This window comes from Acidobacteriota bacterium (genome assembly GCA_016208495.1).
Classification (GTDB): Bacteria; Acidobacteriota; Blastocatellia; order Chloracidobacteriales; family Chloracidobacteriaceae; genus JACQXX01.
Map to the genome: position 1 here is coordinate 1 of JACQXX010000169.1, position 15,421 is coordinate 15,421.

14 protein-coding genes and 4 tRNA genes are annotated in these 15,421 nt (G+C 51.2%); 8 read left to right on the top strand and 10 right to left on the bottom strand.

What is annotated here, in order from left to right:
- The 7 genes from HY774_29350 to coaD all read right to left on the bottom strand — a co-directional run.
- The coding region (locus HY774_29350) for a type II secretion system protein (protein ID MBI4752618.1) at positions 1 to 546 on the bottom strand (546 nt) is incomplete at its 3' end.
- Positions 547 to 558: 12 nt separating this feature from the next.
- The gene (locus HY774_29355; GenBank protein ID MBI4752619.1) at positions 559 to 1,068 is read right to left on the bottom strand and encodes a prepilin-type N-terminal cleavage/methylation domain-containing protein; all 510 of its coding nucleotides are present in this window, start codon (positions 1,066 to 1,068) and stop codon (positions 559 to 561) included.
- 15 nt (positions 1,069 to 1,083) lie between these two features.
- Complete coding sequence (locus HY774_29360) at positions 1,084 to 1,644, bottom strand: type II secretion system protein (GenBank protein ID MBI4752620.1); 561 nt, start codon at positions 1,642 to 1,644, stop codon at positions 1,084 to 1,086.
- Positions 1,645 to 1,667: 23 nt separating this feature from the next.
- A complete protein-coding gene (locus tag HY774_29365; GenBank protein MBI4752621.1) occupies positions 1,668 to 2,864 on the bottom strand; it encodes a prepilin-type N-terminal cleavage/methylation domain-containing protein in 1,197 nt (398 codons plus the stop codon).
- A 477-nt stretch (positions 2,865 to 3,341) separates the two neighbouring features.
- Positions 3,342 to 4,988, bottom strand: a complete 1,647-nt coding sequence (locus HY774_29370; protein MBI4752622.1) for an O-antigen ligase family protein — start codon at positions 4,986 to 4,988, stop codon at positions 3,342 to 3,344.
- A gap of 126 nt (positions 4,989 to 5,114) precedes the next feature.
- Positions 5,115 to 6,308: a pyridoxal phosphate-dependent aminotransferase gene (locus tag HY774_29375; protein ID MBI4752623.1), complete on the bottom strand. Its 1,194-nt coding sequence runs from the start codon at positions 6,306 to 6,308 to the stop codon at positions 5,115 to 5,117.
- Between the two features lie 143 nt (positions 6,309 to 6,451).
- On the bottom strand, positions 6,452 to 6,928 hold the full coding sequence (coaD, locus tag HY774_29380) for a pantetheine-phosphate adenylyltransferase (GenBank protein MBI4752624.1): 477 nt from the start codon (positions 6,926 to 6,928) through the stop codon (positions 6,452 to 6,454).
- A gap of 377 nt (positions 6,929 to 7,305) precedes the next feature.
- On the opposite strand from coaD, the gene ileS reads away from it, so the two are divergent.
- The 3 genes from ileS to HY774_29395 all read left to right on the top strand — a co-directional run bounded on the left by ileS (position 7,306) and on the right by HY774_29395 (position 11,434).
- Positions 7,306 to 10,113 (top strand): isoleucine--tRNA ligase, encoded by a 2,808-nt coding sequence (gene ileS / locus HY774_29385; protein ID MBI4752625.1) that lies wholly within the window; start codon positions 7,306 to 7,308, stop codon positions 10,111 to 10,113.
- A gap of 151 nt (positions 10,114 to 10,264) precedes the next feature.
- Complete coding sequence (lspA, locus tag HY774_29390) at positions 10,265 to 10,891, top strand: signal peptidase II (GenBank protein ID MBI4752626.1); 627 nt, start codon at positions 10,265 to 10,267, stop codon at positions 10,889 to 10,891.
- A gap of 282 nt (positions 10,892 to 11,173) precedes the next feature.
- Positions 11,174 to 11,434, top strand: a complete 261-nt coding sequence (locus HY774_29395) for a hypothetical protein (protein MBI4752627.1) — start codon at positions 11,174 to 11,176, stop codon at positions 11,432 to 11,434.
- 104 nt (positions 11,435 to 11,538) lie between these two features.
- On the opposite strand, the gene HY774_29400 is transcribed toward HY774_29395, so the two are convergent.
- The 3 genes from HY774_29400 to HY774_29410 form a co-directional block, all read right to left on the bottom strand.
- Positions 11,539 to 12,120, bottom strand: coding sequence for a hypothetical protein (locus HY774_29400; GenBank protein ID MBI4752628.1), 582 nt, complete (start codon positions 12,118 to 12,120; stop codon positions 11,539 to 11,541).
- Between the two features lie 20 nt (positions 12,121 to 12,140).
- Positions 12,141 to 13,925 carry a single-stranded-DNA-specific exonuclease RecJ gene (gene recJ, locus HY774_29405; protein MBI4752629.1) on the bottom strand — a complete coding sequence of 595 codons (1,785 nt, stop codon included), beginning with the start codon at positions 13,923 to 13,925 and terminating at the stop codon, positions 12,141 to 12,143.
- 133 nt (positions 13,926 to 14,058) lie between these two features.
- Positions 14,059 to 14,280 (bottom strand): hypothetical protein, encoded by a 222-nt coding sequence (locus HY774_29410; protein MBI4752630.1) that lies wholly within the window; start codon positions 14,278 to 14,280, stop codon positions 14,059 to 14,061.
- Positions 14,281 to 14,638: 358 nt separating this feature from the next.
- Here HY774_29410 and HY774_29415 point away from each other — a divergent pair.
- The 5 genes from HY774_29415 to tuf all read left to right on the top strand — a co-directional run.
- A tRNA-Thr gene (locus HY774_29415) sits at positions 14,639 to 14,711 on the top strand.
- Positions 14,712 to 14,820: 109 nt separating this feature from the next.
- Positions 14,821 to 14,908: transfer RNA gene (locus HY774_29420), tRNA-Tyr, on the top strand.
- A gap of 67 nt (positions 14,909 to 14,975) precedes the next feature.
- Positions 14,976 to 15,050: transfer RNA gene (locus tag HY774_29425), tRNA-Gly, on the top strand.
- Positions 15,051 to 15,174: 124 nt separating this feature from the next.
- Positions 15,175 to 15,246 (top strand) — tRNA-Thr (locus tag HY774_29430).
- A 34-nt stretch (positions 15,247 to 15,280) separates the two neighbouring features.
- Positions 15,281 to 15,421, top strand: a 141-nt coding sequence (gene tuf / locus HY774_29435) for an elongation factor Tu (GenBank protein ID MBI4752631.1), incomplete at its 3' end; no start/stop codon positions are given.

Sequence of the window (15,421 nt, forward strand, 5' to 3'; positions counted from 1 at the left end):
CCAGTCGAGTTCCACTGTGTAGGGCACCGTCAGCGTGAAAAAGCCAATCGCGGTTGGACGACCATTGACCTGATGGAGTTCAATCCCATCCAGGTTCAAGATAATCGTCCCCTGGCCTTTCATGTGTTCCCAGCCATCACCCTGCCATCTCGGATCGGCTTTGACTCCGTGCATCAATGTTCCCCCGCTCATCGAGACTGGCAAATACTTGGGAAACATTGATTTCACCCGATCTTTCACCTGCTGCAGCGTCGGAAGCTGATTTCCGGCAATTGGGGTTTTATTGATGTCTTCCTGCGCTTCGGCCACCATTTTGACAAAGTAGTTTTGAGCCGCCACCCGCAAATCAAGCATCGTCGCCCGCGAAAATGACTCGACTTCGATGCGTTTGCGTTCCAGGCGGACTTTCTTGAGCACCGTCGCCGTCTGAATTATCAATGCCAGACCAAGCACTGCAAAGATGGTGATGAACAACATCACCCACAACAGCGCCATGCCGCTCTGCTTTATCCGCTTTGAATGATGAGGTAGAAAAAAGTTTTTCATAAATGATGCTCCTTATCCTCGCTTATAAAAAGTTGTTGAGGCGAAGACTTCGACTTCGTGGTCTCCTTGAAGTCGGACTTGCAGGTAATACACACCGCTGATTGTTCCGCGAACCAATCTTTCATATGTATAAATTTTTGATCCCGCAGGGTAGTTTCCAGAGGGCGGCTGTTTTCCAGGTTTGGTCGGTGTGTCCTCTGTTTTTCCTTTTACAACACTCAGTACTGCGCCTTCATGGCTCACCACCACCTGTCCGATTTGATTTTCAACTGCTTTGGCTTCGGCAAACTGGAAAGCCAGTTCGGTGGCGGCCAGGTTCATCCGTTGTGAATCAGCCGTGACGACCTGGATGCGGGCCAGTGTGAACATGTGGCTGCCGACCATAGCGACCGGGATAAGCAAAATCAGAATTGCGATGACCAGTTCGAGCAGTGTCAATCCCCGTTGATTTGCCTGTGAACGATTCAGTAAACGGGCATTCGAACGGTGGTTTCGATATTGGTTTGAATAAAGCCTGAGCATAATTTTTCCTCTCAATCAGTACACCTGGGTTGTGATGGATTCAAACTTCCCGTTGGCGCCAAAACGGGCAAACCGCTGAATCGGTGCTGGCGATGTGGTAATCAACAGGGCGCGGGCGCGTCTGGTTGTGGTGTCTTCGACAATGATCAAACCCCACCGATTTTGCGCTGTTCGACCAGACTGAATTTCAAAAACAAGTGGTTCATTCGGATTGAGAACCGGGGTATTGGTCGGAAGTGAATTGGCCGAAACTTCGGTCACCAGGCGAACTCGCTTTGACAGGTTCAACGACTGGAAATTGACCGTCCGACTTGCCCTGTCTTCCAACCCAATGCGGGCATTTTGCCGGGCTTCTTCAATGGCCTGGGCAATGCGTTCGAGGGCGACCAGTTCACGATTGGCATTTGGGCCGGAGTTGCCGAAGAAATATCCGATCAATCCGGCAATCACGCCAATGATCAAAATCACCGCCAGGACTTCAATCATGGAAAACCCCTGTTGGGTCTGGCGACGGGGGAAGCGGGATTCAGGGTTCGGGGTTTGGGGTTCGGGGTTCAATATCAAAGCTCGAAACATAATCAGCTCCTGGCAGGTGGTCATTAGGGGGTTGGAATTGTCAATTGCACGGGTTTCAGGGCTTCGAGGATCGAATCAACCTGAACGGTTTCGGTTCGGCGGGTCGTTGGGTCAGTGAGGGTTCCGCTGACTCGAACGCCAACCAGGTTTTGGGCACTCGACGGGAGTGCCGTTGAGGCCGTAACCGTACTTCCTGCTCGAACCAGATATGCAAATTGAAGGTTGACGTTGTAGCCAGGTGCAAATCGCGCCAGTTGGACGGTTTGCCCCGTTGACTGACAGCCGGCCATTTCAGAACGGATGATGCCGGTGGCCGAAATTGTGTACGTTACGATTTGATTGATCGGGACCAGGGTGCCACGCAGCTTGGGGATAGTCCCAATTGAAGAAAAAAGCGAACAATTGGTAACCACTGAAAAAGAGAGGACGACGGTTCGTTCCGGGTCAAGAATTCCAATGCCGGTGGCACCACCGCCGCCAATTCCACCACCCGTCCCGCCGCCGGTGTTGCCTCCACCATTTCCTGGAAGCCCGCTTCCCGGCGGAAGCGTAGTCGGCAGTGACCCTGGTCGTTGAGGTGCTTTGGTTGAACCATCCCGGCCTGGGCCGCCACCGGTTCCGCCGCCGGTATTACCACCGGGAAGCTCGCTAAACCCGCCGACATAGGTGGCTGGAACGACACATTCTTCCTGGGTTGCTTTGCGTGGGGTGCCGGTCAATTGAATCAAAACTGGTGAGCCATCAGGATCAGTGCAGAACAATAATTGACCCGCCGCAAACTGCTTCCAGACTTCCGGGTCAACTCCGTTGATTGTCAGTTTCGAGCCGGTGAGGTTGACCACCGAGCCCGTGCCCATTTGGGCGGCTGACAAAATAACCATCGTGTCATTGGTTGTGTCCTGCGTGGTAAAGAAAATCGCTGGCTGACGGTTTCCTTTTTGATCTTTGACAACTCCCAACGATTCGGTTCCCTCGGCTTTGGCAATCAAGTTAAAGCCGCTGGTTTCAATATCAAACTTCATATTGGAGGCCAGCCCGAGCCGAATTTCATCCAACCGATTGCGGCTGGCGGCGTGCAGGCGATATTTCTGGTACCCCAGAAAGATGCCCAGAATGGCACCGCTGAGAATGGAGAAGATTAGCAGTCCGATCAGGAGTTCCATAAAGGAAAATCCTTCCTGTCGGTGGGCTCTCTGTTTGGATTGGAAGTGTTTTGCCATAAGATGAAGCCTTAAAAATTAAATTTTTGAAAAAAAGCAAACTTGCCCGGATCAAGTGCAAATGGTGTTCCAGGGGGAAACTGGACGCCTTCTATTTATGTATCGAAAGATAGACGGAGTGTTCATTTCCGCTCGATACCACATATAACCTTTTATCTTTCCTGCAATCACGAAAATCCAGACTGACACTGAAGGGTTAAAGTAGAGTGGTTTTTTAGTCAAACTGTTGAATAAAAACACTATATGATCTATTGCTCGCCCTGTGCGAAAGTCTGAGTCTGGTATGAAAGTCCTGATTCTTGAGTTGCAGATAGTGGTTTGATTGAGTGAGGAGGCTGGCTCCTTCAGTCGAGCATACTATTTTGCTCATATTTAAAAAAAGTGCAAACCACTTTTTGAAGAATGAACCAGCGCCAGGCAAAGCCAATGGTTACACTGGTTTCGCTGAAGGTAATTAAATTAAAATTTCGAATTGAATTAAACTTTTGTGGGAATATGAATTGAAGGGGAAAACAATCGCTGGGCAGCGACCGCCAAACCAAGCACAAACCAGAGGATGAGCGTTACTTCGCCATCGCCCAGATTAAAGTGGACGATTGAACTGGCGGCAAATCCAGTCAGCCCACCCAGGACTCCGAGGAGAACGCCGTAACTGCAGACTTGCTCCAGCGAATTGTGATTGATTGAAAGCGGCTCCGTAACGGGTTTCCAAAGGGCCAGCCAAAATAACCAAACCATCCATCCATAGGCAATCAGCGCCGGAAGCCCCCACCACACTGCAATTTGCAGGTACGAGCTATGAAAATGACCGGGCGGAAGCTGGCCCTTACCCCAGAGCCCCCATTCGCGGCCATGAACCTTGTCGCTGTCTTTGCCGATGCCCAGAAACGGGTGTTGTTCGACGAGGTGAACGCCTTCCTGCCAGACCACCAGCCGCCAGTACAAACTGCCTTCGCTGGTATCAGTCAGGGCCATGCTGCGTTGTTTGTACGCCAGGGCGACGCCCGCACAACTGACAATCAACGCCAGTCCCAACAAAGCGACACCCGTTCGAGTTTGAATTTTTCCGGTCTTCCAAAGTGCGATCAGCATAACGCCGATTGAAAGCCCCAGACTGGCCAGCGATGCGCGGGTATTGGTACAAAACAACGCTCCAAGGGTAAGGAGCACCGCGACACTGATGAGCAGGTGCAACTGCTTTGGTGTCAGTTGTTTGAAGAGCCAAAGATCGGTTGGTGCCACCTGGAGTTGATCGCGTTTCCAGAAGCTCAACCAGAGGCCGATCCCAAGCGAAGCCAGGATTTGCAGTACTTCAGCATAGGTGGCGTAGTGGTTATAAAATCCGCTGGCGCGAAAATCACGCGCCAGCGAACCTTCCGCTCCAAGTCGCTCGACGCCTTGAGGGAGTCTTTTGGCGTCAGCTTCTTTGATTCGCAGCTTGGCCAGCTTTTTTTCACTGGTTTTGGTGATGGCGCCCCGGCGAATCTGGGTGTCAAGAGGTTGTTCGCCCCGTCGAAAGTGAAGTTTGATGAATGAATCAGTGAGGCCGGCATCGGCAAGTTGGGAGAGTGTTTCAAGGCTGCGAATGGACTGGCCATCGGCTTTCAGGATAACGTCTCCGGGTTGGAGTCCGGCACGCAGCAGCGGGCTGCGTTTGGAAAGAGTTGTCACCCGTACTCCAACTCCAGCCGCCCGCTGTCCAAGAGTAAACAGCGTGTTGACCTGACACGAAAGAAGCAGCGTCAACGCCAAAATGACCACCCAGCGCAGATTTTGAACGCGGCTCGAAACCAGATAAATTGCGCCGAGCAAGGCCACGCTTTTCATGCCTCTTAGACTGAGGCGAGGCTCATATGAAAAAGCCGAAGATAACAGACAGAACCCAAAAAAGAGCAGGAGCGGCCAATCCGCCGGCGTTGGAATCAATCCCCATCGCCGACTGGTTGCGCATTGTGCCAGCCAGAACAACACAGCGAGGACAAAGCTGGTTTGCGAGGCTGCAATTGAATGGGGAGCCGTCAATGCGCACAGGAACAACGCCCACCGGGAGGTGGCTTCAAACCGGTTGGCCCAGAGTGAGGGAGATGGCGATTCAACCGGTGATGGAGGGAGGGATGAAACCATGGAGCAACAGGGCGGAGAAAAAGGCTTTTGTTCGGACGCAACAAAATCTCACCACAGAGGACACAGAGGAACACAGAGCTGTCTTCAAATTCCTCTATGTCCTCTGTGTCCTCTGTGGTTTAAAAATCAGGCTGTGATCTTCTCAATGACCTGGCGGACACGATCCACGGCCCGCTGGATGTTTTCAAGCGAATTGGCGTAGGAAATCCGGACATATCCCGGAGCCCCAAATGCCGAGCCCGGTGTCATTACGACGTGGGCTTCGTTCAAGAGCAGGTCGGTAAATTCAGAGTCTGTTTTGAGTGAACTTTGCTCCAGCACTCCTTTAATAGAAGGGAAGGCATAAAAGGCGCCTTCGGGCATCCGGCAGGAAACGCCTTTGAGTTCATTCAAGGCTGGAACCAGCCAGTCGCGCCGTTTCTGGTATTCGGCCATCATTTCGGCAATTGAGGACTGGTCGCCTTCGGCGGCTTCAATGGCGCCCCACTGGGCAAAGGTGGTTGGGTTTGAGGTCGAGTGGCTCTGGACAGTCGCCATATCCGTCACCCAATCTTTATTGGCCAGGGCATAGCCAATTCGCCAACCGGTCATGGCATAGGTTTTTGAAAAAGAGCCGGAAACCATGACCCGTTCGCGAAGTTCAGCCGGTAAACTAGCAGCTGAAAAGGGCTTATGCGGCGGGTAGGTAAACTGGTAATAACATTCGTCGGAAATCATCCAGAGTCCGCGTTCGGCCACCAGTTCGGCAATTTTGCGGAACTCCTCGGTTTCGATAATTCGGCCCGATGGATTGCTTGGTGAGTTGACGATAATCAGCCTTGTCCGTGGAGTAATCGCATTTTTGACCATCTTGGCGGTGAGTTGAAACCCATTGTCTTCGGTATCAATGTAAACCGACGTGCCGCCGCAAAAGGTCACAATCTCAGGAAAGGTGACCCAATACGGGGTTGGGATAATGACTTCGTCACCTGGATTGATCAGCGTGGTGATGGCATTAAAGAGCGTTTGTTTGCCGCCAGCCGAAACAATGATTTGGGATGGTTCAAAGCGGGTACCAGTCTCGCGCTCAATATAATGAAGGACTGCGTTCTTGAGTTCGGCGGTGCCGCTGGCTGGCGTGTATTTGGTTTTGCCACTGTCAAGGGCGCGTTTGGCTGCGTCGCGAATGTTGGCCGGCGTGGTGAAATCAGGTTCACCGGCGCCAAGGTCAATCACGTCATGACCGGCAGCTCGAAGCCGGGCTGCCGCCTGGGTGGCTGCCATGGTGGATGAAGGTTGCATTGCGATGAGCCGCTCAGCCCGAGGAAAAACGACTGACATAGTTAGTACCTTTTAAGAAAGAGGGTTGCGGGGTTCAGGGTTCAGGGTTCAGGGTTGCGGGGTTCAGGGTTCAGGGTTGCGGGGTTCAGGGTTTTCGAAGAATCCGCCTGCTGACACAGATGATTCTGACTACTCACTACTCGCTATCTCGCTACTTCACTCAGTTTTTGTCGCATTCGGTCGGCAATCAGTGGCGGAACAAGTCCAGTGACTTCGCGTCCCAGCAGGAAGATTTCCTTGACCAGACGGGAGCTGACATAGCTGTACGTGTCAGCCGACATCATAAACACGGTTTCGATATTGGGCTGCATTCGGCGGTTCATCAGGGCCATTTGCAGTTCATATTCATAATCGGAAATGGCTCGAATTCCGCGCACAATGCAATCAGCTTCTTGCGCCTGAGCATAGGTCACAAGCAATCCATTAAAGGTGTCTACTTTGACTTTGGCGAGCGGGGCGACGACTTCGCGAATCATCTCCAACCGCTCTTCCGTGGAAAACATCGGGCGTTTTTCCGGATTGACCAGAATGGCCACGATAATTTCGTCAAAGAGCTTGCAACTACGCTCGATAATGTCGAGATGCCCGTTGGTCAACGGGTCAAAGGAGCCGGGATAGATGGCGCGTGTCACACGAACCTCTCGGAGATGTTGGAATGATTCAGGTGTTTTCCAGGGAAGAAGCGCGATGCTAAATCAGTTGATGACACGATGTAAACTGTTTGGGTGAGAATCAAGAATGAAGAATGAAGAATGAAGAATGAAAGAATCTGGTCAAGAATCAGAAAAGTCTTTATCTGTGAGTATTTTGGTGTTCTGGTTTTTTCATCCTTGCGCCTTTTTTTCTTCAAGCCGGGGCGGTTGCCAGGCGGAAGGTCACCTTTCAATTTGCTTGACAGCGGCTGTTTCAGCATAATGAACAAGTGTTCAATTTCTAGTTACCTGCGAAATTCCCACGCGCTACCACGCAAACTATTGAGGAGTAAGAAGAAAAGGAAATGTCTACGGAAACCACGCTCGATTTGAAAAAAACAGTCAATTTGCCTTCCAAGCAACTTCCGATGAAAGGCAACCTGACGCAAGCTGAACCAGCCCGCTTGAAACGCTGGAATGAAAAGGATGTCTATGGCGAAATGCGCAAGGCACGTGCCGGGCGTCCAAAGTTCTTGTTCCACGATGGCCCACCCTATGCGAATGGGAAGATCCACCTGGGAACGGCATTCAATAAGATTTTGAAGGATTTTGTCCTCAAATCGCGTGTGATGATGGGGTTTGACGTGCCTTATATTCCGGGCTATGACTGCCACGGACTGCCGATTGAAAATAAGGTCGAAAAAGAGCTTGGCAAAAAACGTCACGAAATGTCGGTCATGCAAATCCGCCGGGCGGCGCGCAAGTTTGCTGAAAAACACATCAAGGTGATGAACCAGGACTTTCAACGCCTTGGCATCTTTGGCGACTGGGAACATGCCTACGAAACGATGAGCTTTGGCTATGAAGCTGCGATTTTGCGGACACTGGGCGATTTTATGAAGCTGGGCAGCGTCTATCGCGGGCTGCGCCCGGTTCACTGGTCAATTGGCGCCCAGTCAGCACTGGCTGAAGCTGAACTGGTGTACAAAAACGTGACGGATCCTTCGGTGTATGTGGCCTTTCCGCTCAAGTCGGATCCGGCTGAGCTTGACCCGGCATTGGCTGGGAAGTCAGTCAATGTCGTGATCTGGACCACCACGCCCTGGACGCTTCCGGCCAACCTGGGCATCTGTTTTGGACCCACGTTTGATTATGTCGTGGTGGAGGTCAACGGCGAAAACTACCTGGTGGCTGAAGAATTGCTCAAAGCCGTCAGTGAGAAATGCGACTGGACTGATCCGCAGGTGATTGCCCGCTTCAAAGGTCAGGCGATGGATCGCAAGGCAGCCCAGCATCCGTGGATTGATCGGGAGTCGCTGTGCATGGTGGGCGACCACGTGACGCTCGATGCTGGAACGGGATGTGTTCACACGGCGCCGGGACATGGCGCGGAAGACTTCTACATTGGCAAGGAATATGGCCTCGATGCCTATTGCCCGGTTGATGGCCGGGGCCATTTTACCGAAGAGGTGGAACATTTTGCCGGAATGCAGGTCTTTGAAGCGAATCCGAAGATTGTCGCTTTTTTGAAAGAAAAGGGCCGGCTGCTGAAGGTTGAGGATTACTTCCACAGCTATCCTCACTGCTGGCGGACCAATACCCCAACCATCTTCCGGGCGACACCGCAATGGTTCATTTCGATGGATTCAGCCGATTTGCGCCAGAAGGCACTCGACGAGATCAACAAAGTGTCGTGGCTGCCGGCCTGGGGACGCGACCGGATGAGCAAAATGTTTGTTGACCGGGCCGACTGGTGTATTTCACGGCAGCGAGCCTGGGGCGTGCCGATCACGGCGCTCAGGTGCAGCGACTGTGCCACGGAATATGTCAGCGCCGATTTGATGTACCGGGTGGCTGAATTTTTCGAGAAAGAAGGGGCGGATGCCTGGTATCTGCGTGAATTCACAGACTTTGTGGAACCTGGGTTCAAATGCGGTCACTGTGGTTCTGAAAAGTTTGAGAAGGAAATGGATATCCTCGACGTGTGGCTTGATTCGGGGACAAGCTGGCAGGTGATGGAACGGGCTGGATTGTGCAAACCTGAGGAACCCGCCTCGGATGTCTACCTTGAAGGCTCAGACCAGTATCGAGGATGGTTTAACTCGTCGTTGATTGTAAGTTTGGGACTGCGCGGGCATTCCCCGTACAAGCAGATTATCACCCACGGATACGTGGTGGATGGAAAAGGACAAAAGCTTTCAAAAAGTTTAGGCAACTTCATCGAACCGCAGGAACTGATCAACAAAGGCGGGGTTGATATCATCCGGCTCTGGGTGGCCAGCCTGGATTACACCGAGGACGTGCGGATTTCCGATGAAATCATGGCGCGTATCGGCGATGCCTATCGCAAGATCCGCAACACGGCCTGCTATCTGGTCAACAATCTGTATGACTTTGATCCCAAACAGGATGCGGTCCCGATGTCAGAGTTGATAGAAATTGACCGGTGGGCGCTGGTCAAAATGAACGAAGTCGTCAAAACCGTGCGCGAAGCCTATGACCGCTATGATTTTCAGGCGGCGTACTTTGCGCTGTATGGGTTCTGCGCCACTGAACTGTCAAATATTTACTTTGATGTGCTCAAGGATCGACTCTATACCTGCGCACCAAAGTCATTTGAGCGCCGTTCGGCACAAACCGGGCTGTATGAAATCGTGCATCGGATGGCCCGGTTGCTGGCGCCGTTCATGGTGTTTACCGCAGATGAAATCTGGGAGAAATTGCCGCATCCAGAAGGTCCCGATGTCTCAATTCATGTCACTGAATTCCCGGAGTATGACGAAAATTTGGCAGATTCGGCCTTGCTGGCACGCTGGGAGAAACTGCTGGAGGTTCGATCAACGGTTCTCAAAGCGCTTGAAACCGAACGTGTTTCCGGGCACATTGGCTCCTCACTCGAAGCTCAGGTAACGCTGGCGGTCAGTGGTGACGTGGAGGAGATCCTGAAAACATATGGTGAAGAGGCACTCATGTTTTTCTTTATTGTATCAGGGGTGAAACTGACCGAAGCCAATGGAAATGACGTGCAGGTAACCGTTTCACTTGCTGATGGCATCAAGTGCGAGCGGTGCTGGCACTATGAAACGACCGTGGGCCAGGATGAGCGATTCCCAACCCTCTGTCATCGGTGTGCCACCAATGTCGAAGCTGGCTGGCTGAAGAATGGAGAATGAAGGAAGAAGAAAGTGGTTAGCGGTTAGTGGTTAGTTTTTGGTTCTTGGTTCAGAGTTCCTGGTTCTTGGAAGGTATTGGTTTCTAAGCACCAGGTACTAACCACTAACCACTAACCACTAGATAGTTTCTTCATTCCTTGGGAGATATCTGATGGAAGAGCCGCTTGAACAGTCTATATCCACTGTCCCAACTGAAGCTCCAGCGATGGTTCTCACCAACCGTTCGGTGGGGCTGGTCCTGACCAGGTTGCTCTTCCAGCGGTTCTGGTATCTGGCAATCACACTGGCGATTTTGCTGGCTGACCAGGTTACCAAAGCCTGGGCCTGGATGATTTTGCGACTGATGCCCTTGCAGCAAATCACCCTGATAGAAGGGATGCTAAATCTGGATTATGCTGAAAATCCGGGTATTGCCTTTAGTTTGTTAGGAAGCTGGCCACCTGCAACCCGCTGGTTTCTCTTTGCCGTGGCCAGTTTAGCTGCCATCGGAGTATTTTTTTACCTGTTGTTTACTCCGCTCCGTGAGCGGCGGTTACTGGTGGCACTGTCTATGATTCTCGGCGGGATCATTGGTAACGCCATTGACCGTGTGGTACATGGTTTTGTGGTTGATTTTTTGGATGTGTATATCCGATGGCAGGGGGAACATCACTGGCCAACATTTAACGTTGCTGATAGTTTTATTTGCATTGGGGCGTTTTTGCTGGCGGTTGATTTACTGGTTGGTTCACAGCACGTCTCTTCGACCCCGTCTGATTCCCACCGCATTGAAGTTTAGGACCCGTCATTGAACGAATTGGTTGGCCAGGGTAGGGGTAGTGTCATTGCTGTTCTTGACCCGTGAACGTGAAATTGTCTCGGTGGAATCGGGGAATTTATCTGAACTTTGCCCTTTGAATCCCGTTATTTTGGGGCGCAAAGCAACTTTTTGTTAATTAAGGAATCTGATTTGCATGGAAAAACAATGAACAACACCCTCACTTTTACAAAAAGCTGAGGTAACTCAATGAATTCAGTGATGGTTTTTCAGCAGAGATGCTCTGCAGAAAGGAAATGGGATATGGCAACGTACGCTGATCCGGAACAACAGTTTGGACCGCTGGAAGTGGTTGAACGTTTGTTGGAGTTGTGCGAACTCGGTGGGTATCCCTCAATGTTGTTTCTGAATTCGACATTTGATCTGGCTTATTATCTGGATGCGTTAGGGTTCGACGTCTACAGCCTGTCAAATGGGGGATGCAAGGCCATTGATTTTTCAGAACCGACAGTCAGTATGCTTCCAAGTGGTGACAAGGCTCATTGCCACCAAACCGCTCATTAACACGCTCGTTTCGTTTTTAGTTACTGCAACACAGGTTTTTAGTCAGGATATTCAGAGTTCAGATTCAGATTTGTAAGAGTATTGCAACCGGGCATTGGGGAAACTCAATGCCCGATTGCTTTTGAGGGAGCGGATTTGGTGAAAAGCTCAGGGTGTTGCGGTTGAACCGGTGTTCCGGCGTGGACAACTTCAAGCGGGATTTGAAGCTTGACAGTGCGTGGAGGGAAACAGGATTCATCATTGCAGGTCTGAACTTTCAATGTGCCAGTGAGGGTATATTTTCCAGGCCGGAGTTTTCGGCCAATTGTGACCGGGACAATGATATGCACATCACCTTCATAAACCGACAATGGTTTCTCGGAAAATGAAACCTGGTGCGAAATAGCTTCCGGGTAGATTGGGCTGGCAGCTTGAAATCCTTTGGTCGGAGCGATTTTCAGTTCGGTTGGAATCAGGAATTCATCTTCGAGTTGATGAGCATTGATGTGGTAGCCATCCTGAATGGTCAAGTGCACAGCCAGTTGGATCACATCTCCAGGTCGTGCTTTATCCACTGACCACACCGACCGGAGCCCAACCAGCGTTTCTGGATCAACCTGGGCTGAAGCTGAAACGGTCAATCCGCACACGATCAATCCCACGATCAACACCCGGTACAGGGCCCGCGATATCCCAACTGTCTTCATTGAAAAACCTTCTTTCTGTTTCAACTGGCCAGCCGGATGTCTTCAATGATCATCTGTGGTCGGCTCATTCCATTCCATTCATTGAGCTCGATGCGCCCCAGAACCTGAATCGGGACCCCAACTGGAATTTGGTCAGATAAATCAGCCCGCTGCCACCAGATAGCCTCCATGCGCACATTTCCGTCAACCAGCCAGAGTTTTAAATGGTGTTCGCGCAGGATTTTGCGGTCTGTCACTGTTGCCGCAACGACCAGCCGTGGCGCCGGGTTATTGATCCCATATGGCGCCAGTCGGGCCAGAGATTCGATCAACTGGGGTGTAATCTGGCCAAGGCTGGTTGTGCCATCATAGCGTCGGGTTTGAATTAAATCTTCCTGTGACAAAATAGAGCGTGCATATTCGTTGATGCGGTTGCGTAGTTCGGGGATCGCCTCAGTCGGCAGCGAAAACCCGGCGGCGGCGGCATGCCCGCCATAGCGATGAAACAGCCCATCGTGAATATGTTGCAGGGCATTGACCATATTGAACTGGGGGATGCTGCGTGCTGACCCATGGGCGTGGTTGCCACGAATCGAACACACCAATGCCGGGCGGTGATATTGCTCAACCACTTTGGAAGCGGCAATTCCCACCACGCCCTGGTGCCATCCAGCCTGATGTTCGCCAGCCAGGACAAAAACCAGATCATTCGGATCCTGATTTCCAATTTCCTGGTGCAGCATATCAACCAGATTTCGCTGGATGTCCTGACGTTCGCTGTTCCAGGTATCAATTTGAGCTGCCCGGCGTTTGGCTTGATCCAGCGATTTAGAGTCAAAGAGATCAACGACACTTAAGGTTGAGCCATCAATCCGGCCTGCGGCATTGATTCGGGGTCCAAGCCGGAACCCCAGGTCCGAAGCTGCAATCCGTTTTCCAGTGAGGCCCGCTACTTCCAGTAATGCCGTCAGTCCCGGATTACTTGATCCAGTACTTAAGCCTTTCAGGCCATTGGCCACAATCGCGCGATTTGAAGGACTGGAAAGCGGTACCAGATCCGCAACTGTTCCAATGGCCACCAGTTTGGTCAACGATTCGACAATTCGATCACGTTTGGGGTGATCGGCCAGGAGTGCCCGCCCAAATTGTAGGCTTAATCCACAGGCAGCCAGATCCTTTTCGGGGTACTCGCAGCCAGATTGCTTAGGGCAGACAATAATGGCATCTGGCGGAACGGAGCTTCCGAGCACCGTGTGGTGGTCAAGGCAAATACCGGTTATGCCTCGTTCACGAACCATGGCCCATTCTTTATAGGCGGTAATTCCAATATCAACTGAAATCAGGACCCGGACATCATCTATTGCGGCGCGCTCGACAATTCCGGCATTGAGGCCATATCCATCGCGTTCGCGGTCAGGCACGTGAAACGACAAAAATTCATCGGCGGCGGGCGACAAAATCCGAAAGACATTCAGCAAGGTGATTAACCCAGTGGTTCCGTCACAGTCATAATCACCAACAATGCGAACTTTTTCCCGGCGTGCCAGGGCACCACTGACAACCTGCACGGCTTCCTGGAGGTTTCTCATCCCATGTGGGTCGGGAATATCCGCCAGACTTGGGTTGAGAAAACGTTCAGCCTCAGCCAGTGTGGAAATTCCGCGGCTCACCAGACATTGGGCAAGTAATGGTGGGATGGAGAGTTCCTGGATCAGTAAACGGATTGTGGCCTGGTCTCCCTCAAGCAGTTTCCAGGACGAATTGGTGAGGGATAATGAAGAGTCAGGTGATGAACGCTTTAAACCCAGCTTGGTATCAAACATCATGAGAAAACAACAACTGTAATCCGGGCAATACACACTTCACTGGGAATGTCGTGCCAGCAAAAAACCAGTTAGTGGTGTGCCTGGCATCCATTCCCAGAGATTTGGTGAAAGAGTGGTGGACCTTTGGGAGAGATCAGAATTTAGTGATGCTGATATCGCTTGGATCTTCGTCCGGTTTGCTCAGCAAGAAAATCAGAAACGAGATCATTGCAACCACAAACAACGCCACTGAAACCCAAAAATGCAGGTTGGCTTCCTTGTTATCTCGATACCCAAAATACTGCCACGAACCAAGCAAGGCAAAAATGATAAAGGCAATCAGGAAAATGGGACGAATGTTGGGCGGAATACGCATAGTGGCCTCCTCCGAAGCCTGGAATGAGGAGATCGCAGGCTTCACATAAAAGTGTGTGATTTAAATGTTTTGGGTGATTGACAACTACTGTGCTGACTGTGGATTCCTTGTTCCCTGAGAGATACCACAGAGCACCACAAAAGAAAATGCCCTTTATGAACCTCCCTCGACTTTTTCTCTGAAAAATCAATATTCCCAGAGGAGACACCCGGTTCGTTTTTACCCACTCACCCCAGGATTTAAAAAAGCCTGGCAAAAAAGCCTTGCAATGATCAATTTTTCTGCTAGTATGCACACTTTTCCGAGAGCACCCCTACTTCAACTGCGCTGCAGTGCTCATACAGCTTTAAAACGATATGCCGGTGTAGCTCAGTTGGTAGAGCAACTGACTTGTAATCAGTAGGTCGGGGGTTCAAGTCCCTTCACCGGCTTCATCGAGATTCATCTGATGATATGGGCTATTTCGGGAAATATTGTGATTAAAGACCGTCACGTCACCTTTGAGGGTTGAGTTTGTGCGTGTTCTTTGAGAACTGATGTGCAGGGGTGGTCGAGTGGTTAATGGCACCGGGCTGTAAACCCGGCAGGCTGACGCCTTACGTAGGTTCGAATCCTACCCCCTGCACCACACCGAAATCATTGCCTCAAGTTTTTTGGACTCACGTTTGAAAATTTTGAGGATTGTGTTTCTCCGAGCGGGAGTAACTCAGTGGTAGAGTCACGGCCTTCCAAGCCGTTGGTCGCGGGTTCGAATCCCGTCTCCCGCTCCAGCCTGTTTCCCAGGCTTCCCAAAGCGGCATTCAACACATGCTGCTGGTCGAAGTGAATACCGCTCAGGAAACACCTTCTGGGAAAAACTTCGGCTGCAAGTTCAATAACTTAATATCAATCCATGCCCACATAGCTCAGTGGTAGAGCGCCACCTTGGTAAGGTGGAGGTCACCGGTTCAAGCCCGGTTGTGGGCTTTATGCTTGGTTAAGCGAGGACGAAAAACCATCCATGGCAAAAGAGAAATTTGATCGCAGTAAGCCACATATCAATGTGGGAACAATTGGACACGTGGACCACGGAAAAACAACGTTGACGGCGGCGATCACGACCGTGTTGGCCAAGAGCAACACCAAGATCCAGGTGAAATCA